Source organism: Algiphilus aromaticivorans DG1253, assembly GCF_000733765.1.
GTDB lineage: Bacteria > Pseudomonadota > Gammaproteobacteria > Nevskiales > Nevskiaceae > Algiphilus > Algiphilus aromaticivorans.
On the sequence record NZ_JPOG01000001.1, the window covers coordinates 143,967 to 164,003 of the forward strand.

17 protein-coding genes are annotated in these 20,037 nt (G+C 69.0%); 4 read left to right on the forward strand and 13 right to left on the reverse strand.

Features of this window, described 5'->3' with window-relative positions; translation table 11 throughout:
- Positions 1-105: 105 nt before the first annotated feature.
- The 13 genes from U743_RS00720 to gshA all read right to left on the reverse strand — a co-directional run bounded on the left by U743_RS00720 (position 106) and on the right by gshA (position 12,257).
- Positions 106-1,755, reverse strand: coding sequence for a phosphoenolpyruvate carboxykinase (ATP) (locus U743_RS00720; protein WP_043764748.1), 1,650 nt, complete (start codon positions 1,753-1,755; stop codon positions 106-108).
- Positions 1,756-1,836: 81 nt separating this feature from the next.
- Entirely contained in the window at positions 1,837-3,861 is a 2,025-nt protein-coding gene (locus U743_RS00725) for a methyl-accepting chemotaxis protein (RefSeq protein WP_052367363.1), read from the reverse strand.
- Between the two features lie 9 nt (positions 3,862-3,870).
- Entirely contained in the window at positions 3,871-4,236 is a 366-nt protein-coding gene (locus U743_RS00730; protein ID WP_043764751.1) for a response regulator, read from the reverse strand.
- 34 nt (positions 4,237-4,270) lie between these two features.
- Positions 4,271-5,575 carry an amidohydrolase family protein gene (locus U743_RS00735; protein ID WP_052367364.1) on the reverse strand — a complete coding sequence of 435 codons (1,305 nt, stop codon included), beginning with the start codon at positions 5,573-5,575 and terminating at the stop codon, positions 4,271-4,273.
- Complete coding sequence (locus tag U743_RS00740; protein WP_043764753.1) at positions 5,572-6,555, reverse strand: aspartate carbamoyltransferase catalytic subunit; 984 nt, start codon at positions 6,553-6,555, stop codon at positions 5,572-5,574. The genes U743_RS00735 and U743_RS00740 overlap by 4 nt, the downstream gene beginning before the upstream one ends.
- Positions 6,534-7,055, reverse strand: a complete 522-nt coding sequence (gene pyrR, locus U743_RS00745) for a bifunctional pyr operon transcriptional regulator/uracil phosphoribosyltransferase PyrR (RefSeq protein WP_043764754.1) — start codon at positions 7,053-7,055, stop codon at positions 6,534-6,536. Before pyrR ends, U743_RS00740 begins: the two co-directional genes overlap by 22 nt.
- On the reverse strand, positions 7,004-7,426 hold the full coding sequence (gene ruvX, locus U743_RS00750; RefSeq protein ID WP_043764756.1) for a Holliday junction resolvase RuvX: 423 nt from the start codon (positions 7,424-7,426) through the stop codon (positions 7,004-7,006). The genes pyrR and ruvX overlap by 52 nt, the downstream gene beginning before the upstream one ends.
- Before the next feature lie 6 nt (positions 7,427-7,432).
- Positions 7,433-8,017, reverse strand: coding sequence for a YqgE/AlgH family protein (locus tag U743_RS00755; protein WP_052368367.1), 585 nt, complete (start codon positions 8,015-8,017; stop codon positions 7,433-7,435).
- A 29-nt stretch (positions 8,018-8,046) separates the two neighbouring features.
- Positions 8,047-8,610: a Gx transporter family protein gene (locus U743_RS00760; protein WP_043764758.1), complete on the reverse strand. Its 564-nt coding sequence runs from the start codon at positions 8,608-8,610 to the stop codon at positions 8,047-8,049.
- A complete protein-coding gene (locus U743_RS00765) occupies positions 8,594-8,953 on the reverse strand; it encodes a NusG domain II-containing protein (protein WP_043764760.1) in 360 nt (119 codons plus the stop codon). Before U743_RS00765 ends, U743_RS00760 begins: the two co-directional genes overlap by 17 nt.
- On the reverse strand, positions 8,950-10,005 hold the full coding sequence (locus U743_RS00770; protein ID WP_052367365.1) for an FAD:protein FMN transferase: 1,056 nt from the start codon (positions 10,003-10,005) through the stop codon (positions 8,950-8,952). Before U743_RS00770 ends, U743_RS00765 begins: the two co-directional genes overlap by 4 nt.
- Positions 10,006-10,965, reverse strand: coding sequence for a glutathione synthase (gene gshB, locus U743_RS00775; RefSeq protein WP_043764762.1), 960 nt, complete (start codon positions 10,963-10,965; stop codon positions 10,006-10,008).
- The gene (gshA, locus tag U743_RS00780; protein WP_043764764.1) at positions 10,962-12,257 is read right to left on the reverse strand and encodes a glutamate--cysteine ligase; all 1,296 of its coding nucleotides are present in this window, start codon (positions 12,255-12,257) and stop codon (positions 10,962-10,964) included. Before gshA ends, gshB begins: the two co-directional genes overlap by 4 nt.
- Before the next feature lie 135 nt (positions 12,258-12,392).
- Here gshA and pilG point away from each other — a divergent pair, with 135 nt between their 5' ends.
- Genes pilG through U743_RS00800 form a run of 4 tightly spaced genes read left to right on the forward strand, consistent with a single transcriptional unit; the run spans position 12,393 to position 20,024 of the window.
- Positions 12,393-12,758, forward strand: coding sequence for a twitching motility response regulator PilG (gene pilG / locus U743_RS00785; protein WP_052367366.1), 366 nt, complete (start codon positions 12,393-12,395; stop codon positions 12,756-12,758).
- Entirely contained in the window at positions 12,755-13,303 is a 549-nt protein-coding gene (locus U743_RS00790) for a chemotaxis protein CheW (RefSeq protein ID WP_052367367.1), read from the forward strand. Before pilG ends, U743_RS00790 begins: the two co-directional genes overlap by 4 nt.
- 2 nt (positions 13,304-13,305) lie before the next feature.
- Positions 13,306-19,551 (forward strand): Hpt domain-containing protein, encoded by a 6,246-nt coding sequence (locus tag U743_RS00795; protein ID WP_043764766.1) that lies wholly within the window; start codon positions 13,306-13,308, stop codon positions 19,549-19,551.
- Positions 19,548-20,024 carry a chemotaxis protein CheW gene (locus U743_RS00800; RefSeq protein WP_043764768.1) on the forward strand — a complete coding sequence of 159 codons (477 nt, stop codon included), beginning with the start codon at positions 19,548-19,550 and terminating at the stop codon, positions 20,022-20,024. The genes U743_RS00795 and U743_RS00800 overlap by 4 nt, the downstream gene beginning before the upstream one ends.
- The last annotated feature ends 13 nt before the right edge of the window (positions 20,025-20,037 follow it).

Sequence of the window (20,037 nt, forward strand, 5' to 3'; positions counted from 1 at the left end):
CACTGGCGCTTGCCGGTGATCTCAGCGTGAACAGTGACGGTCCTAACGAAAAGGGCCAGGCAGATGCCGGGCCCTTTTCGTCATGCGTGCCGCGAGGGTCCTGACTCAGATGCGCGCTTCGATGCCGAATTCTGCGAATCCCTTCTTCTGGAAGTTGTCGCGGAACATGTCGCGCAGCTTGATGGCTGCGGCATCGTAGGCTTCCTTGTCGGCCCAAGTCTGGCGCGGATTGAGCATCTCGCTGGGCACGCCGTGGCACTCGGTGGGCATGCGCAGTTTGAGGATCTCGTGTGTCTCGGTGGGTACATTGTCCAGCTTGCCTTCCAGCGCGGCATTGAGCAGCGCGCGCGTCAGCTTGATGGAGATGCGCTCACCGGTGCCGTAGGGACCGCCGGTCCAGCCGGTGTTGAGCAGGATGCAGCGCGCCTTGTGCTTCTTCATCTTGTCGGCCAGCAGTCCGGCGTAGACGTTCGGCTTCTGCGCCATGAAGGGGCCGCCGAAGCAGGCCGAGAAGGTCGGCTGCGGCTCGGTGACACCGACCTCGGTACCGGCCACGCGCGAGGTGAAGCCGGAAACGAAGTGGTACATCACATCCTCGGGCTCGAGGATCGAGATGGGCGGCAGCACGCCGAAGGCATCCGCCGTCAGCAGCACGATGGTCTGCGGATGCGGGCCCTGGCCGTTGGGCATGACGTTCGGGTTCGCCGACAGCGGGTAGGAGAAGCGCGTGTTCTCGGCGATCGTGCGGTCGGTGAGATCCAGCTCGTCCGGATGGCACTCTTCCATCGTCTTGCCGGGCAGTGGCGGCACGTTCTCGATGAGCGTGCCGGGCTTGGACAGCGCCGCGGCGATGACCGGCTCGGCTTCCTTGTCGAGGTCGATCAGCTTGGCGTAGCAGCCGTCCTCGAGATTGCACAGACCGTTGTCGGACCAGATCGTCTCGTCGTCGCCGATCAGGCGCCGCTCCGGATCAGCTGACAGCGTCGTCTTGCCGGTGCCAGACAGGCCGAAGAGGATGGCGGCGTCGTCCTTGGGGCCGACGTTGGCCGAGCAGTGCATCGACAGGCGGCCCTGCTTGGGCAGCAGGTAGTTGCCGACCGTGAAGATGGTCTTCTTGTTGACGCCGCAGTAGTCGGCGCGCCCGGCGACCAGGCAGATGCGGTTGCGCGTGTCGATGATGACGGCGGCCTCCGAGCGGCTGCCGTCGCGCTCCGGTACGCACTCGAAGCTGGGCACATTGATCATGGTCCAGCGGCGGCCCTCGACGTCGGCGACGTCGAGATCCTTCGGGAACATGTTATGCACGAACATGGCGTGCGTGGCGTACTCGCCAACGAAGCGGTAGGGCACCGCGAAGTCGGAATCCGAGCCCATGAATACGTTCTTGACGTAGAGCGTGGCCTGTTTGTCGTTCAGGTGCTGCACGACACGCTTGAGCAGGCCCTCGTAGTCCTCGGGCTTGTAGCGATTCAAGTCCGCCTTGAACCAGATCTCGTCGTCGACCTCGGGCCAGGCCACCGCGTAGGTGTCCTTGGTACGCCGGCCCGTGCAGTCAGGATCTGTGTAGTAGACCAGCGGCCCGTTGACGCCGAGGCTGGTGGGGTAGGCCTTCTGTGCATCCGAGGGGCCACCGTGGGCCACGCGGCCGCGATCGTTGGCAATTGCCTCGTGAAACAGCTCTTCCTTGGAAAGATCAACCTTGTAGCTGACGCTGTCCAGGCCGAGAAGGGTATTGAGATCAGCCACAAGACTCATCAAGACAATACTCCGGTCCGGTTGCAAATGAGCCGTGCATTATACCCGCTTGACCCCGCGGACCCCCGGCGGGGCCCGCGCTCAGTCCTGCCGCGGATCGGCGTCGCTTTCCTCGGCGTTGCTCGTCTCGGGAATCGTGAAGCCTGCGACCGATTCGCGCAGCGTCGAACTGAGCTGGGTCAGCTTGCCGACATCCTGCGCCGTCTGGCGCGAAGAGGCGGCCGTCTGCACGGCGATCTCGCGGATGCGCTGCATGGTGCCGGCCACTTCCGTGCCCTCGCCGGCGCGGGCGCGTACCGAGGCGGCGATCTCGTCGATGAGCGCCGCCAGTTCGGTGGAGGCGCGCTCGATCTGCGTCAGCGTCTGGCCGGCTTCCTCTGCCGTGCTGGCACCGGTGACCACGTTCGAGGTCGAGCGCTCCATCGAGACGATGGCCTCGTTGGTGTCGGCCTGAATGGTCTTGACCAGATTCTCGATCTGGCGCGTGGCATTGGTGGCGCGCTCGGCCAGACGCTGGACCTCATCGGCGACCACAGCGAAGCCGCGACCCGCTTCGCCGGCCATGGCGGCCTGGATGGAGGCGTTGAGCGCCAGCGTGTTGGTCTGCTCGGCGATGTCGTTGATGAGCTCGGTGATGTTGCCGATCTCCTGCGAGGATTCGCCCAGGCGCTTCATGCGTTTTGAGGTGTCCTGAATCTGCTCGCGCAGTGTGTTCATGCCCTCGATGGTGCGGTCCACCGTCTCGGCGCCGGTATGCGCAACGCGCACGGACTCCTGCGCCTGATTGGACGCCTCGGTGGCGCGACCGGCGGTTTCCTCCAGGGACTGCGATACACGCGTGATGGTCTGCGTGGCCTCGTCGGTCTCGCGCGCCTGGTCCTCGGAGCGGCGGCTCATCTGCTCGACCGAGGTCTGCGTCTGCTCGGCGGCTTCGGCGATCTGCTGCGAGGCGGCGTTGATCTGGCCGACCAGCCCCCGCATGTTCTCCACCGTGAAGTTGATGGAGTCGGCGATGGCACCGGTGAAGTCCTCGGTCACCGTCACGCCGACGGTAAGGTCGCCGTCGGCGAGATTCGTGATCTCGTCGAGCAGTGTCAGAATCGCGTCCTGCTGGCGGCGGTCGCGTTCGGTAGCGACGCTTGCCTCGCGCCGCAGCTGGTAGACGAAGAGACCGATGAAAAGGATAATGGCGATTACTGCAGCGGCGCCCATTGCGTAGCTGGGCTGTGCCGAGGGCTGCTCGCCTTGCAGGTCACGCAGCAGGACGTTCTCGATCTCGCCGGCGGCGGTCTCGATACTGGTGGCCCGGCTGTAGAAATCGATGTTGGCGTCGTTGAAGCGATCCAGCGTCGGTGCTGACTCGACCAGCGCGTTCGCGTTCGAGCGCAGGTTGTCGAGCGCCTCGCCAATGGCGGCGTGCTCCTCCTGCAGCCCGCCCGGCACGTTATTGGCTAGGTCGGCGTGCAGCGCCGCGATGTCCGCCATCGTGGCATCGATCCGCGGAGCCAGGTTCCCGGCGACGGTGTTGATCTGGATGATGCTGGTGGCGAGGCTGCGCAGCTCCTCGAGCCGTGCGCGCAACAGTGCTGCATTGCGACCGGTGTTGCCGCTGGTGGCCTCCAGCAGCGCATCCGCAGGGTCGCGCAGATCGTCGACCGTCGCGGCGATGGTCGCAGCATTGATCTTGGTGCGCTGCGCGGTGGGCAGGCCGGTGATGATCGCCTCAACGATCGGGGAAACACGCTCCCAAGCATTCTGCAGATTCGGGACCAGATCCTGGTAGCGCGCGGGCAGCGGCGGTACGCCGCGGGCCTGGTCGCCTTCCTCGAGCAGATAGATCAGATCTTCGTAGTTGTCCTGCATGGCGAAGAGCGCCGAGCGGTCCGGCTCGAGGCCTTGCGAGGAGTCGCGCGCCGACTGCGAAACGTTTTCGTAGAAGTTGCGCACGTCGAAGGCCAGCGTGTCCAGGCCGGCGTTGCGCTCCAGCTGCTGCTGGACGTAGAGGAAATTGACGACGGCGCCGGAAATGAGCAGCGCCGCGGCGACGAGCAGTATAACTTGCAGGCGCGGCAGCAGGCGCGCGGGGGCGTTATCGGTTCTGGCCATGATCGATCCTCAGCCGGCGATGACGCCGCGCACCTTGGCGAGCAGGTCCTGCTGCTTGATCGGCTTGACGATGTATTCCTTCGCGCCCTGGCGCATGGCCCAGAGACGGTCCGTGTCCTGGCTCTTGCTGCTGATGACGATGACCGGGATGGCCGCGGTCTCGGGTGCGCGCGACAGCGCGCGGGTTGCCTGGAAGCCGTTCATGCCCGGCATGACGACGTCCATCAATACGCAATCCGGCTTATCGGCTTTCACGCGTTCGACGGCTTCGGCGCCTTCGGTGCACTCGCTGACCTCGTGCCCGTCGGATTCCAGCATCTTGCGCAGCGCCGCCAGATCGGTTGGTGAGTCGTCCACCACCAGAATGCGAGCCATCGTGCTCCCCTGCTCCCTTTTTGATCCAGCGAGACTAACGGCGCCGGCTGGGATCGTCCAGCGCCTCGTGAATGATGTGCCCGCTCGCCATGCTGAGCACGACGCCGCCGCCCGTCGGATGCGCGGCCAGCGGCGTGTTGCGTCCGCGGCTGGTGAAGTGCGCCGGATCGACGGGTGCCTTCCGGGACGGGTCGATCAGAACGAGGTCGGCGGAGGCGCCTTCGACCAGGCCGCCGGCCGGTTGGCCGAGTATCGCCAGCGGCACGTCGTGTACCGCGGCCACCAGACGCGGAAGATCGAGCACGCCCTGCTCGACCAGCCACAGCGCGAGGCACCAGGCACTGTCCAGCCCGGAGGCGCCCGCCGCCGCGCCATCGAAGGCTTCGTTCTTGGCGTCGGCCTCGTGCGGTTGATGATCGCAGCAGAGCGCGCCGATGTCGCCCGCTGCCAGCGCCGCGCGCAGAGCGTCCCGGTCGGTGGTCTCGCGTAGCGGTGGCTGCAGGTGTGCGCGCGTGTCGAAGCCGGCCAGCGCGCTGTCGTCGAGCAACAGGTGTGTCAGCGCCACGTCAGCGCTCACCGGCAGGCCGTCGGCACGGGCGCGGGCGATCATGCGCGCGCCGCGCGCACTCGAGATGCGGCCGAAGTGCAGACGTGCGCCGGTGTCCTCGATCAGCGCCAGCCACTGGCCGATGGCGCAGGTCTCGGCGGCCACCGGAATGGGGGGCAGGCCCAGGCGCGTGGCCATGGCACCTTCGTGCGCGCAACCGTCGTCGGCCAGTGCTGCGTCCTGCGGCTGCACGTGCAGGGTCAGCCCGAAGCCGGCGGCGTACTCCAGCACGCGCCGCATCATCGCCGTGTCGCGCAGCGGTGCGCCGTATTGCGCGACGCCGGAGCAGCCGGCGGCAGCCAGGGCGTGCATCTCGGCCAGCTCGGTACCGGCCAGTTCGACGGTGGCCGCACCCAGCAGATACACGGCGACGGCCGAGCCCGAGGCGCTCACGCGACCGCGGATCCAGTCGACCACGGCCGGCCGATCGATCACCGGCTGCGTGTCGGGTGGCATGCACAGCGCCGTGATTCCGCCGGCGGCCGCGGCGGCCAGTTCCGAGGCGATGTCGGCCTTGCGTGTGGCGCCCGGCTCGCGCAGGCGCGCCGCCAGCTCGACCCAGCCGGGCAGAAGCAGCAGGCCCTCGGCGTTGATGTCGCGATCCCATTCGCCTTCGGGGGGCTCGGGCGCCGCGTGCACGATGCGGCCATCGCGGATGCCCACGCAGAGCCGCTCGTGCTCCCCGCGGCTATCGGCGGCGCGGGCATTGAGAATGCGGATGGCCTCGCTCACGCGCCCTCCGTGCGGCCGATGATCATGGCCATCACCGCCATGCGGATGGCGATGCCGTGCTCGACCTGCTGCAGGATCAGCGACTGCGGCGAATAGGCCAGCTCGCCGGCGAGCTCGACGCCGCGATTGATGGGCCCGGGATGCATGACCAGCGCATCGGGCCCGAGGGCGGCCAGGCGCTTCTCGGTCAGCCCGAAGGCGCGGTGGAACTCGCCGGGTGAGGCCAGCAGGCTGCCGCGCATGCGCTCGCGCTGCAGGCGCAGCAGCATGACGACGTCGACGCCGGCCAGGCCCGCATCCATGTCGGTGTAGGGCGTCACGCCCAGCGTCTCGATGCCCGAGGGCATCAGCGTGCTGGGTGCGATGACGCGGATCTCGCCGGCGCCCAGCGTACGCAGGGCGTGGATGTCGGAGCGCGCCACCCGCGAGTGCAGGATGTCGCCGACGATGGCTACGCGGAGCTGGCGGAAGTCCGGCCGGTGCGCGCGCAGCGTGTACATATCGAGCAGCGCCTGCGTGGGGTGCGCGTGGCGGCCGTCGCCGGCGTTGAGCACGGCCACGCCGGGGGCGGCGTGGCCGGCGATGAAGTGCGCCGCGCCGCTGGAGCCGTGACGCACGACGAACATGTCGACCTGCATGGCCTCCAGCGTGCGCTGCATGTCGAAGAGCGTCTCGCCCTTGGAGGTGCTGGAGGTCTGGGCGTCGATATTGAGCACGTCCGCCGACAGCCGCTTGGCGGCCAGCTCGAAGGTCGTGCGCGTGCGCGTCGAGGCCTCGAAGAAGAGGTTGAGCACGGTGCGTCCGCGCAGCAGCGGTACTTTCTTGACCGGCGCGCCGGCGACCGGTGCGAATTGCGCGGCGGTATCGAGGATCTCGACGAGCAGCTCGCGCGGCAGCCCCTCGGTGGTGAGCAAATGCCGCAGGCGGCCGCGCTCGTCGAGCTGAAGCTCGGCCGGCGTCAAGCCGCGGTCTCCCGGCATTCGATGCGCAGCGGCTCTTCGAGCACGGTGACGTGTGCCGCGGGGTCGACTTCCAGCGCCACGCCCAGCACATCGGCCTGGATGGGCAGCTGGCGGCCAGGGCGGGCGGCCAGCGCGGCGAGGATGATGCGCGCCGGGCGGCCACGCTCGAAGAGCACTTCCATCGCCGCGCGTGCGGTACGGCCGGTGTGCAGCACGTCGTCGACCAGCACGACGGTGGCGTCCTCCAGAGACAGTGGAAGCTGCGACGGGCGGGCGGTGCGCAGGCCGCGGCGGGCGTAATCGTCGCGGTGGAAGCTGACATCCACCGAGCCCGCCTCGAGATGCGTCGGTAGATGCGGCGCCAGCGCCTGCGCGACGGCGACGCCGCCGCGCTCGATGCCGACCAGAGCGCAGGGCGCGCCCTTGTCCGGCAGCAGCGCAGTGAGGCGCTGCGCCATGTCGGCGATCAGCGCGTCGGTGGCGTCTGCGTCGCGGTCGTGTCTGCCTGACTCAGCCATTGTTCGAGGATGATGCGCGCGGCCTCGGCGTCGTTGCCTGCGGGGCGCGGGCCGTCGCGCGCTGCAAGAGCGCTGTTGGCGGCCAGCGAGGAATACCGTTCGTCGCAAGTGTATACGGGCAGGCGGCTGCGCTGCGCGATGGCGCGTGCGTAGCGCCGAGCACGGGCGGTGATCGCTTGCTCGCTGCCGTCTTCGTCGAGTGGCAGGCCGACCACCAGCGCTGTCGGCGACCACTCCGCGATCAGCGCATCCAGGCGTTCCCACTCGCGCGGGCCGATGGTAGCCAGCGCACGCGCGCCGCCGGTGATGCTCTCGCCCACCGCCACGCCGACGTGAAGGGTGCCGAAATCGAAGCCGAGATAGGTGGCCAAGCGCGCTCAGGCGTGGCCGTGGCCGGTGCCGATCTGCGTGAAGTCCACACCCAGCAGTCGGGTCGCGGCCTGCCAGCGCTCCGTGCTCGGCGTATCGAAGAGGATTTGCTGGTCTACCGGGGTGTTCAACCAGGCGTTGCCGAGGATCTCGTCCTCCAGCTGGCCGGCATCCCAGCCGGCATAGCCGAGTAGCACGATGTAGTTCCGGGGGCCCTTGCCGGCGGCCAGCGCGTCGAGGATGTCGCGTGAGGTCGTGACGTGCAGACGCTCGCCGATGGCCAGTGTGGCGTCCCAGTCGCCCGGCTCGGCGTGGAGGACGAAGCCGCGTTCGGGCTGCACCGGGCCGCCCCAGAAGACGGGCGGGCTGGTGTCGCCGTAGTGCGAGGCGTCCAGGCCGAGATGGTCGAGCATCTCGGCGAGCTTGAGGTCGGTCGGGCGGTTGACGACGAGGCCCAGCGCGCCCTCGTTGTTGTGCTCGCAGAGCAGGGTCACGGTCTGCCCGAACTGCTCATCATCAAGGCTGGGCATGGCCACCAGGAACTGGTTGCGCAGATAGCCCGCTCCGCCGGCACTCGTCTCCGCTGCATCCATGGCTCGCTCCGGTCGCGATTCCTCCTGCATCAGTATCCGCCCGAGCCACCCTGTGGCTCAAGCCGCTGCATGGCCGCCAGCACGCGCAGCGCGATGAATCCGGAAGCCAGTCCGAAGACCAGGGCCGCCCCCAGCAGCAGCGGCAGCAACATCAGCAGACCGTCGTGCGGCAGGAAGAGTTTCCAGGCGGCGACGAACTGGCCGCTCATGTGCGCTACCGACGCCACTACTGACAGCCCCAGCGCGGAAAGCCGCAGCGGCGGCAGCGCACGGCCCAGCAGCCAGGCCGCGGCCAGCGTGGCGAAGGCGCAGACCGCGCCGGTGGCCGACAGCCAGAAGCTGGGCGTCAGGAAACTGCCCACCAGCAGTGATCCCACCAGTACGCGCAACCCTGCCACCCAGGCCGCGCAGGCGACGCCGTGGCGCAGCAACGCGATCAGCGTCACGACATTGGCCAGCCCCGGCTTGATGCCGGGCACCGGGCTGGGGAAGCCGGCCTCCAGCACGTGGATGGCGATGGCGACGGCGGCCAGCCCGGCAATGCGCCGGTCCAGCGCGTCCGTTCCGACTGTGGGCTCAGCCGGCGATGCCATCGAAGCCCCTGTCGCCGCCGATGAGCTGGATCGACAGTCCGTTGGGCACGCAGGCGGCGACCGCACCGCCGTGCGATTGCCAGCCCATGTGCACGCAGACCTGGCGCTGGCACGGGCTGCGATGGAAGCGCGCGCGGCCGTCGCGGATGTGGATGTGGGCCGTGCCGATGCGGCCCTCGACGCGCAGCTCGCGGTCGGTGTCGAGCGGGTGCACGGCGATGCGCTCGCCGCCGCGATGGATGGCCACCGCTGTGGCTGGCGTGCGCGCCACCCACTGCTGCATGCCGATCCAGCCGATCAGCGCGGCGAGCAGCAAAATGACCAGCGCGTCCGCGCGCGTCACGGCGCTTCGCGGACGGGGGCGTCGGCCAGCATGCGAAAGCGTGCGCGCGCGGTCTCGGTCATGCCCAGGCTGCCGTCGTCGTGCATGACCAGAACGGTATCCATGCCCAGTCGCTCGGCCATGGCGCGCCAGTCCTCGCCGGCGACGAAGATGGCCGTGCTCACCGCGTCGGCAGCGGTAGCGTCCTCGGTCACCACGGTTACCGAGCGCAGCCCGCGTGCGGGCTGACCGTCCCGGGGGTCGACAATGTGGTGGTAGCGCCGGCCCTCGTGCTCGAAGAAGCGTTCGTAGTCGCCGCTGGTGAACACGGCCTCGTCGCCGACCTCGATGGCTGCGAGCAGCGTCTGCGCCATGCCGGGCCGCGGGTGGCGCACGGCCACGCGCCAGGAACGCTCGCCGCGCTCGCCGCGCACGACGAGATCGCCGCCGGCGTTGACGATGTGATGCGCAAAGCCGACCTCGTGGAGCGCGGCGCTGGCCTGTGCCACGGCCTCGCCCTTGGCGATGGCGCCGAAGTTCCAGCGCACGTTCTCTTCGGGTCCGTACTCCGGCCCCTCGTAGCCTGGCGCTTCGGCGAGTTGCGCCACCAGTGCCTCGCGCTGGGTGTCGTCCGGTGGCGCCTCGGCGAAGTCCTCCTCGTTGTCGAAGCCCCAGAGCGAGACCAGCGCGCCGGTACGTGCATCGAAGGCACCATTGCTGCGCTGCCGCCAGTCCTCGGCGGCGCGGAACAGCGGCCGCATGGGCTGAGGCACGGTCATGCGCTCGCCGGCGGCGAGTTCTTCGTTCAAGCGGGCGAGTGCGCCGTCGCCATCCGGGCTCCAGCGCTCGGAATAGGCGTGCAGCCCCGCCTCGACGTCGTCGATGGCGGCCTTGGCGGCGTCGCGCTGCTCGGGATCCTCCAGCCAGACGGAAACGCTGAACCAGGTGCCCATGGCCGCGAACTGCTGCTCGACGAGTCGGGACTCCTCGCCGCCCGGTGTCGGTGGGCGTAGCAGCAGGTAAAGCAGAAGCGCGAGCGCGATGCCGCCGAAGAGGAAACGGCGCAGCAGCATCTAGCGGCCTCCCGCCATCGCCGCGAAGGCCGCTCCGGCGATGTCGGCGCCGGTTTCGCGCTGGATCTCGCGCAGGCAGGTCGGGCTGGTGATGTTGATTTCGGTGAGCCGGTCACCGATGACATCGAGGCCGGCGAAGACGATGCCGCGTTCGCGCAGGCTCGGTCCGACGGCCTCGGCGATGGCGCGGTCGCTCGCGGTCAGCGGCTGTACGACGCCGCGACCGCCGGCGGCGAGGTTGCCGCGCGTCTCGCCCTCGGCGGGGATGCGGGCCAGCACGTGATCGACCGGCACGCCGTCGATCATGAGGATGCGCTTGTCGCCGTCGCGGATGCCGGGCAGATAGCGCTGCGCCATGATCGTGCGCCGGCCGTTGTCGGTGAGCGCGTCGATGACGGCGTTGAGGTTGCGGCCGTCGGCGGCGATCACGAAGACGCCGTTGCCGCCCATGCCGTCCAGCGGCTTCAGCACGGTCTCACCCTGCTCGGCCTGGAAGGCGCGCAGGGCCTTCTTGTCGCGCGAGATCAGCGTGGGTGCGATCAGCGCCGGGAAGCGCATGATGAAGCCCTTCTCGTTGCAGTCGCGCAGGGCCTGCGGGCGGTTGACGACGCGGCTGCCTGCGGCTTCGGCCAGTTCCAGCCAGTAGGTGGCGTAGACGTATTCCTGGTCGAAGGGCGGGTCCTTGCGCATCAGGATCAGCGCATAATCGGCCAGCGTCTGGTCGTCCGCCTCGCCCAGCGTGTACCAGTTGCGCTCGTCATCGCGCACGGTCAGCGGCCGGGCGCGCACGCGCGGCACGCCGTCGCGCACCGACAGCGCCTCGGTGTCGGCACAGTGGATGTGCCATTCCGCCTGCTGGGCGGCCAGCAGCAGGGCCAGCGTGGTGTCCTTGACGGGCTTGATGCCGGCGATGGGGTCCATGATCACCAGCAGCGTGCGGCTGCCGGGAGGCTGGCTCATGCCGCGGCCTCGTGGACGCTGCTGCGGATCTCGCGCGCGGCGGCGAGCATGGCCAGACGCGCGACCACGCCGTAGGCGTAGAAGCGGTTGGGGGTGTCGTCGGGGCTGCAGCTTGCGTCCGGCGCGATGCCGGGATCGGCGAAGGCGAGCTGGTGGAAGCGAGCGCCCGGCGCGTTGAGGTTCTCATCGGTGCCGCGGCCTTCATGCACCCGATAGAAGCCGCCGACGACGTGGTGGTCGATCATGTAGACCACGGGCTCGGCCACCGCCGGTGGCTCGCCGATGGTCTCGAAGGTATAGACGCCTTCCTGGATGATGGCGCCGGTGACTTCGCCGCCGCCCTTGGCCGATGCCATCTTCTTGCGCATGTTGCGATTGAGCGTGCGCAGCTCGTCCGGATGCTTGGCGGTCATAACGCCCATGCCGTAGGTGCCGGCGTCGGCCTTGATGACGACGAAGGGATCCTTGTCGATGCCGTACTCGTCGTACTTGGCCTGGATCTCCGCGAGCAGTGTCTCGACGTTGTCCGCCAGGCACTCCTCGCCCTCGCGCTTGAGAAAGTTGATGTTGCCGCAGTTGCGGAAAGCCGGCGTCATCAGCCAGGGATCGATGTCGATGATCTCGGCGAATTCGCGCGTGACCTCGCGGTAGTGCGCGAAGTGCTGCGACTTCAGGCGCTGTGCCCAGCTCACCTCCGCCGGCGGCAGCAGCGGCTGGGCGACGCCGCGCAGTATCTCGGGCACGCCGCCGGAAAGATCGTTGTTCAGCACCACCGCGCAGGGGAAGTAGCCGTCGATGTGCAGGTGGTCGGCGTTGCGCTGCAGTGGCTCCAGCGTCAGCTGCGCGCCGGAGTCGAGATCCAGGGTGGTGGGCTCGGTGATCTCCGGTGAGATGGAGCCGACGCGGACCTCGAAGCCGGCGCGCTGCAGCAGTCCCTTGAGGCGTGCCACCGACTCCATGTAGAAGCGGTTGCGCGTGTGATTCTCGGGTACCAGAACCAGCTTCGCGGCGGTTGGGCAGGTGCGTTCCACGGCAACCTGCAGCGCCTGCAGGCAGAGGCTGTCGAAGTTGGGGCTGAGATTGTTGAAGCCCGCCGGGAAGAGATTGGTGTCCACGGGGGCCAGCTTGAAGCCGGCGTTGCGCAGATCGACGGAGCAGTAGAAGGGCGCGGTGGTGACCGCCCACTGCCGACGAAGCCAGGCTTCGATGGCGGGCTGGGCTTCCAGGAGCCGGGACTCGAGTTCGAGTACCGGGCCCGCCGCCACGGTGAGGTTGGGGACAGCCTGCGACATGAACGACCCACGCTGGAGGGAGGGGGCCGCATGGTAGCGCAGCGCGGTATGCGGCCGCGGCTGATTGTGCTAAAACCGGGGTTCATAGCGACGTCGAAGAACGATCTCGGGGGAGAGCCGGTGGCAGGAAAAATCATGGTGATCGACGACAGCCAGACGATTCGGCGCACTGCCGAAACCTTGCTGTCGCGGGCCGGCTATACGGTTGTCACCGCCAAGGACGGTTTCGAGGCGCTGGCGAAGATCGCGGATCATTCCCCCGACCTGATCTTCATCGACATCATGATGCCGCGCCTCGATGGCTACCAGGCCTGCGCGCTGATCAAGGGCAATCCGGGCTTCGCGCACACTCCGGTGGTCATGCTGTCCTCCAAGGACGGGCTCTTCGACCGGGCGCGGGGCCGCATCGTCGGCTCCGATCAGTACCTGACCAAACCCTTTACCAAGGATGAGCTGATGGCCGCGGTCAACGCCCATCTCGCCAGTGAGGCGGCGTCGTGAGCGAGGCGCCCTTGCGCGAGCTGCGTGAGCAGCCCTTCGCGCTGCTGGCCGAGCTGGACCAGCGACTGCGTGCTGCGCGTTTCGAGGCCGGCGAAGAGCAGTTCTGGACAGGTCTGGCCTTTCGGCTCGGCGAAGAGGGCTACGTGGTGCCGGGCGACGAGGTGCGCGAGGTGCTCACACCGCCTCCGCTGACGCGCGTGCCGGGTGCCGCCGACTGGTTGCTGGGTGTGGCGAATGTGCGCGGCGAGTTGATGCCGATCTGCGACCTGCGGCGTCTGGCGGGCTATCCCGCACCGGCTCCGGGCCGCGATTCGCGCGTCGTGGTCTTTCAGCATCCGCAAGCGCCGATGGGCTTTCTTGTGGACGGCATCTACGGTCACCGCCAATTCGTGCCCGGCGACCAGAAGCATGCGCTGGTCGACGCGGTTGCGGCACCGCTGGGCGACTGGCTGCTCGGCGCCTTCGTGCGCGACGGTGCCTCCTGGCGCGTATTGAGCCTGCACCGCCTCAGCGCGGCCGGGCTCCTCAACCAGGCGGCTGCCTGACCATGGTGTACGCGCGTCCGAATCTTGCGGCGGGCATGCACTGGCTCCGGCCGGAGTTCACGCGCGGCTTGACGCGTGCGCGGGCGCTGGTCGAGCAGTACGTCGAGGAGCAGATCAGCGCCGTGGCGCTGCGCGAGGCCGTCACGACGGTGGAGGAGATCAGCAGCTCGGCGCGCGTTGTGCAGTGCGCCGGTGTCTCGATCGCCGCGGGCGAGATCAGCGAGGCGCTGGATGCGTTGGCGCGCGAGGAAGTCGAGGACGTGCCGGCGCTGGCGACTGCCGTCATGAGTGCGCTGATGCAGCTCGACGATTACGCCGACGCCGTTGTCGGTGGGCTGCCCGATCACGTGCTGGTGCTGCATCCGGCGCTCAACGATTTGCGCATCGCGCAGGGCTTGCCGCTGCTCAGCGAGTCCGAGCTTTTCGCCCGACAGCTGAGCCAGTCCGGATTTGAGACGGAGTACCGGGGCCCGGAAGCGGGTGCCCCCTCGGCGCAACAGATTGCGCGCAAGTACGAATCGGTCTACCAGCAGGCGTTGGCGCAGTGGCTGCGCGGCGAGACGCGCGAGAGCATCGCTCGTGTCGGCAAGCTTTCGGAGGCCTTCGCACGCGGCGCCGATAACGGTGCCATGCATCTGCTCTGGCGCTGCATGGCTGCCACCGCCGAGTGCGCACTGGCCGGCGGCATCGATGCTTCGCTGGATCTGCGTCGCTTGCTCGGCCGTAGCCTGCCCGCCGTGCGCGCGCTGGCCGCCGGCGAGCCTTTCACCGAGGCCGAGGCGCTGGCCGGCGCGCTGCTCTGGCATCTGGGGCGCGCGCAGGCCGTTGGTTCGCGCACGCGGCGCTTGCGCGACGAGCTGGCGCTGGAGCGCCATCTGCCCGACGAGAACGTTCTCGCCCGCATGCGTGCCCGCCTGCGCGGCACCAACAGCGCGCTGATTGCGCAGTTGTCGCAGGAGTTGCGCAGCGACCTCGGCAAGGTGAAGGACCACATCGACCTGCGTGTGCGGGCCGGCGCCGGCGACATGGATGAGGCGCACCAGCTGCTCGACCAGATGGCGCACACGCTGTCCATGCTCGGCCTGCCTGCGCTGGCGCGGGTGGCGCGCAACCAGATGTCGCTGCTGTCGACGCTGCTCTCCGAGGCGGCCGACGCCACCCACGAGGGCTGGATCGACATCGCCAGCGCGCTGCTGCGTATCGACATCAGCCTGGACGAGGCGCTCTACCGCCAGCTCAGCTCGACGGTGGCCGGCGACGACAGCCAGCCGCTGGGGGAGGAGATTCCCAACGCTGCCGACTTGCAGGGCGGTGAGCAGGCGCTGGTGCGCGAATCGCAGGTCAATATCTCGCGCGTCAAGACCGCCGTCGACGGCTGGCTGCGCTCGGGAAGCACGGAAGGCCTTTTCGAGGGGCCCGCGCAGTTGCAGGAGGTCAGCTCGGCGCTGGATGTCATCTCGCACCGGCGTTTCGCGGGCCTTGTCGCTTCGCTGGCGGAGACGTCTGCCGAGCACGGCCTGCAAGCCATCTGCGACGAACCCGCGCGCGCCGAGCGCTTCGCCGACGCCATCGCGGTGGTGGATTTCTATCTGGAGAGCCTGCTCCAGCGCAACACGCCGGGGGCGCATCTCGTCGAGACGCTTTCCGGGCTGCTCGACGGGTTGGTACCGCCGGCGGTCGCCGAAGAAGAGGAGAAGGAGCGCGCGTCCGCGCGGGCGGCCGAGCCGCCCGTTGCCGAGGTTGAAGCGCCCGCTGATGATGAAGTCGACCCGGATATCCGTGCGGTCTTTCTTGAGGAAGCCGCCGAGGTTCAGGAAGCCATCGAAGCGGCCTACGCGCGCTGGCAGCGCAACCCCGACGATACCGAGGCCATGCTGGAGGTCCGACGCGGCTTCCACACGCTAAAGGGCAGCGGCCGCATGGTGGGTGCCAGCGCCCTCGGCGAGTTCGCCTGGGCCTGCGAGTCCCTGCTCAATGCCTGCCGCGATGGCGGGATGGCCGTGACGCCGGCCATCGTCAGCTTCACTGGCGACGCCGTCGCCTTCGTTCCGGACATGGTGCGTGCCTTCGCCGAAAGCGGCGATATCGCCGATGCGCAGCGATTGGCGGAGCTCAGCGAGCGCGCTGAGCGCCTGCGTCAGGGCGGCGCCACCGACGCCGAGCGCGACGAGTTGCTCGCCACTTTCTACGAAGACGCGGCCTCCCAGCTCGGTCTGGCGGCGCGCTGGCTGCAGCAAGCCTCCGGCAAGAAGGTCGAGGACGATGTCCTGCGCGCCTTCCACACCCTGCGCGGCTCCTCGGCCGCGGTCGGCTTCGAGGGCTTCAGCGCCATTACCGGCGACATCGAGCACTATTTCAACACGCTGCGGCGCGGCGATCGACGCCTGGAAGGCGAGGCGGGCGAGGGGCTGGCCGCCATCGTAAGCACATTGCGCGAGCGGGTGAACGCCCGCACCGCCGAGCCGGAAGCCGAGCAGCTCGATCGGTGGCGCGAGATGCTGCGCGAGCTGCACGCAGCGCTGCCCGAGGCCGAGCGCGACGACGCCGAGAGCCACGCCATCAGTGACGCCTTCGCCATGGAGGCGCTGGACTGGCTCAAGGCCGTCGAGGAGCAGTTGCTGGCCTGGCGGGATGATCCCCCGGGGCAGCATTACGCGCCGGTGATGCGCGACCAGTTGCGCAATCTGGCCGGCACCGCAGCGAGTTCCGGCTGCGCGGCACTGGCCGAGCCGTCCGGTGCCTATGTCGAGCGCCTGGAGGCTGCCATCGCTGCGGGCGAGGCGCCTTCACCGGCAGCATTCGAAGCCGCTCAGGCGCATCTGGAGTCGCTGTTTCAGCAACTCGACGCCTTCCGAGAAGCCAGCGCCACCGACGATCCCGCGGCCCTGGCCGCCCGCATCGCGACGCTCGACTGGCAGGCGGCGAGGGCCGACGCTACCGGGACTTTGGAGGCCACCGAAGCCACCGTCCCGCCCGATATAACGCGACCCGCCGAAACAGCCGCCTCGCAGGTGTCGGCGCCCGAAGCCGCGCCGGTGCCGGTCGACGAGGCGACTTACGACAGTGATGCCGACGCCGCCGAGCTGCGCGAGCTCTTTGTCGGCGAGGCCGGCGAGTTGCTTGAGGCCATCGACAGCGATCTTGACCGCCTCGAGCGTGGCGCGCAGCGCGGCGAAGCATTGCGCGAGCTGGCGCGCTCGCTGCACACCTTCAAGGGCAGCGCCCGCATGGCGGGCTTCGACGATATGGGCGAGGTCGCGCACCGCTGCGAGACGTTGGCTTCGCGTATTGAGGAAGGCTCAGCCAGCGCCGATACCGTCACGCTGTCGCGCCTGCACAACGCCGCCGACGGCCTGTATCGCGCCGTCGAGCAGTTGCGGGCCGGCGGCACGCCGGATGTCAGCGCCCTGCTCGCTGACAGCGAGGAACTCGTCGGCCAGACGGCCGCGGTCGAGCCGCCCGCATTTTCCGATGCTGGCGGCGCGGATCTTTCGGCGCCGGAGCCGGCGGAACCCGCCTGGGCACCGCATGTCATCGACGCCGAAGGCGGCCTGGACGAGCTCGCCGGCGAGCTGCCGCAGCATCCGGTGATGGACGGGCAGGATTTGCCTGCCGAGGACGACCCGGAAGAGGACACCACCGGCGACGGTGCGACGGATGTGCCCGTCTGGCATCCGTCGGCCGAAGAGGCTGAGGGCAGCCTGCCCTGGGGTGAGCCGGAGGAGGAAGCGGCCGCCGGCCCGACGGTTGCTGCCGAGGTGCCGCCGGAAATGCCGGCACCGGAGACCGTCGCCTCGGAGCCGCTTTCGAAGGACACCGAACTCCTCGCGGGTTTCCGCGAAGAGGCCGGTGAGCTGCTGGAAACCGTCCAGTCGACGCTGGAACGCTGGCAGCAGGATTCCGAGCAGGGCGTGCCCGTCGACGAGGCCGGCTCGGTCATCGATCTGCGCCGGGCGCTGCATACGCTGAAGGGCAGCGCCCGCATGGTGGATGCCGTCAGCATGGCGGCAGTGGCCCACGAGATGGAGTCGCTGGTCGAGGATCTGGTCACCGGGCAGATGGAGCCGGACAGCGCCACCTTCATGCAGCTGCAGACGCGTCTCGAGCAGCTGCAGTATCTGCACGTCGGCAGCTCCGCACCGGGCGGCGGCGAGTCCACGGGGCAGCAGGCGGAAAGCGACGACAGCGCCTATTTCGACAACAGCTATATCGACGAGCTGACGGCCGCCGCGCCGGAGCCGGCGGCGGCGCAATCTGCCGCCGAAGCCAGCGCCGAAGCGGCTGTGGAACCGGCCGCGGAGCGGGCGCCGCCGCGCCCGGCGGGCACCGAGACGCAGTGGGACCCGCGCGTGCTCTGGAAGCCGCCGGCCGAGGACGACAGCGTGCTCGGCCTTCGGCGCGAGTTCGCGCGCGTGCCGGTGCCCGATCTCGAATCGCTGCTCAATCAGGCCGGCGAGATCTCGGTGCTGCGCGCGCGCCTCGACGAGCAGAATGCCGGCATGGGCGGTCAGCTTGAGGAGCTCGGCGAGACCGTCAATCGTCTGCGCGATCAGCTGCGCCAGCTCAACGCCGAGACCGAGGCGCAGATCGAGGCGCGCGGGCTCGCCCCCGACGGTGGTGAGGCGCAGCCGGATCGCTACGCCGGCGATTTCGACCCGCTGGAGATGGACCGCTACTCGCGCATGCAGGAGCTGTCGCGCGCGCTGGCGGAGACCGTCGGCGACATCAATGTGCTGCAGGACGCCATGCGCGCCGGCTCCAGCGAGTCCGAGGCGCTGCTGCTGCAGCAGCAGCGCATCAACAGCGATCTGCAGCAGGGTCTGATGGGCACGCTGATGGTGCCCTTCGCGCGCCAGACGCAGCGCCTGCAGCGCGTCGTTCGTCAGACTGCGCAGGAGACCGGCAAGCGGGTCGAAGCACGCTTTGTCGGCGAGGTCATCGAGGTCGACCGCAACGTGCTGGAGCGCATGACTGCGCCCCTGGAGCACGCCCTGCGCAACGCCGTCATCCACGGCATCGAGGATGTCGATACGCGCAGCGCCCGCGGCAAGGCAGAAGCCGGCGCCCTCGCCGTTAGCCTGGAGCGCGACGGTCAGCAGCTGCGGCTGACGGTGGCCGACGATGGTGGTGGTCTGGACTTCGAGGCCATCCGCCGCGGCGCCGTCGAGCGCGGGTTGATGCACGAGCAGGCCGAGCTGTCGCAGGCGCAGCTGGCGCTGTTCATCCTTGAGCCTGGCTTTTCGACCGCGCGCGAGCTGACGCAGAGCGCCGGCCGTGGCGTCGGCATGGATGTGCTGGCCGCCGAGGTGCGTCAGCTTGGCGGCTCGCTGGAGATCGACTCGAAGCCCGGGGAAGGCACGCGCTTCGTTATCCATCTGCCCATCACGCTGGGCCTGACCCAGGCGCTGATGTTCGTCGCCGGCGAGGAACGTTTCGCCGTGCCGCTGACCGCCATCGAGGGCATTGCCCGCGTGCCACGCGCGCAGGCGACACCGGCCGACGGCAGCGAGGGTCGCTTGCAGTATGGCGACCGCGACTATCGCATCGCCTTCGCGGCGGACTACCTCGGCCTGCCGCGGGCACCGGCCACCGACGCGCGTGCGCTGCCGGCCATCCTGCTGCGACTGCCCGAGGGCGTCGACGAGGGCAGCCGTGAGCTGGCACTGGTCGTCGACCAGGTCGTCGGCAACCGCGAGGTGGTGTCCAAGACCATCGGGCCGGTACTTGCTGCTGTGCCGGGCATGACCGGCGCCACGATTCTTCCCGACGGTCGCATCGTGCTGCTGCTCGACCTGCCTTCGCTCATCCAGGACCGCATTCGGCGCCAGCGCATCCGCGAGGCGCCCGAGCGCACGGTGAGCACGCGAGCGCAGAAGCCGAGTGTCATGGTGGTCGACGACTCCATCACCATGCGGCGCGTCGCCGAGCGCCTGCTGGAGCGCAATGGCTACGAGGTGCAGCTCGCCCGCGACGGTGTCGACGCCATGGGCCAGCTCGCCACCGCGCAGCCGGACGTGGTGCTGCTCGATATCGAGATGCCACGCGCCGACGGCTTCGAGGTGGCGAGCTACATGCGCAACACCACGCACCTGGAGGCCACGCCCATCATCATGATCACCTCCCGCTCGGGCGACAAGCACCGCGAGCGCGCCGCCGAGCTGGGCGTGCAGCGCTATCTCATCAAGCCTTATCAGGAGAACGAGCTGCTCGCCGAGATCAATAGCGTGCGCGCGGAGGCTGCCGCATGAGTCGCCAGCAGAGTGTCTTCGGCGTGCTGCTGGCACAGGAAGGCGGCGATCACCTGCTGCTGCCCAACGTCGCGGTGCTGGAGGTGGGTAACGTCTTTCAGCCGCCGCCGGGCAGCGACTCGGCGCCCTGGTGGCGCGGGCAGCGCAGCTTCGAGAGCGGCGAGGTGCCGGTGGTGGACTTCGAGCGGCTCAACGGTGGCGGCGGCGCGGAAGCCGGCGCCAGCCGCACTCGCGCCATCTTCGTGCAGACCTTCGGCCACATGCTGCAGAACCCGGTGGTGGCGCTGCTCTGCCGTGGGCATCCGCACCTCGTCGACGTCGAGCCGGAATCACTGCAGCCGGCGCCGCTGGCAGAGGGCGATCGCGACGATCTGGTGCTCTGCCGGGCGCGCTTGGGTAACACGCTCGTTGCGGTGCCCGATCTCGATACACTGGAAGCCGAGCTGGCCCAGGCCGGCGTTGCCTCCCGCTAGAACCGGTTGAAAC

Coding starts and splice junctions, on each gene's coding strand:
- gshB (WP_043764762.1), bottom strand. CDS start 10,965: ATGAGCCAGCCTCCCGGCAGCCGCACGCTGCTGGTGATCATGGACCCC.
- U743_RS00720 (WP_043764748.1), bottom strand. CDS start 1,755: ATGAGTCTTGTGGCTGATCTCAATACCCTTCTCGGCCTGGACAGCGTC.
- pilG (WP_052367366.1), top strand. CDS start 12,393: ATGGTGATCGACGACAGCCAGACGATTCGGCGCACTGCCGAAACCTTG.
- U743_RS00755 (WP_052368367.1), bottom strand. CDS start 8,017: ATGGATGCAGCGGAGACGAGTGCCGGCGGAGCGGGCTATCTGCGCAAC.
- U743_RS00760 (WP_043764758.1), bottom strand. CDS start 8,610: ATGGCATCGCCGGCTGAGCCCACAGTCGGAACGGACGCGCTGGACCGG.
- U743_RS00795 (WP_043764766.1), top strand. CDS start 13,306: ATGGTGTACGCGCGTCCGAATCTTGCGGCGGGCATGCACTGGCTCCGG.
- U743_RS00730 (WP_043764751.1), bottom strand. CDS start 4,236: ATGGCTCGCATTCTGGTGGTGGACGACTCACCAACCGATCTGGCGGCG.
- U743_RS00770 (WP_052367365.1), bottom strand. CDS start 10,005: ATGCTGCTGCGCCGTTTCCTCTTCGGCGGCATCGCGCTCGCGCTTCTG.
- U743_RS00725 (WP_052367363.1), bottom strand. CDS start 3,861: ATGGCCAGAACCGATAACGCCCCCGCGCGCCTGCTGCCGCGCCTGCAA.
- gshA (WP_043764764.1), bottom strand. CDS start 12,257: ATGTCGCAGGCTGTCCCCAACCTCACCGTGGCGGCGGGCCCGGTACTC.
- U743_RS00800 (WP_043764768.1), top strand. CDS start 19,548: ATGAGTCGCCAGCAGAGTGTCTTCGGCGTGCTGCTGGCACAGGAAGGC.
- pyrR (WP_043764754.1), bottom strand. CDS start 7,055: ATGGCTGAGTCAGGCAGACACGACCGCGACGCAGACGCCACCGACGCG.
- U743_RS00740 (WP_043764753.1), bottom strand. CDS start 6,555: ATGCCGGGAGACCGCGGCTTGACGCCGGCCGAGCTTCAGCTCGACGAG.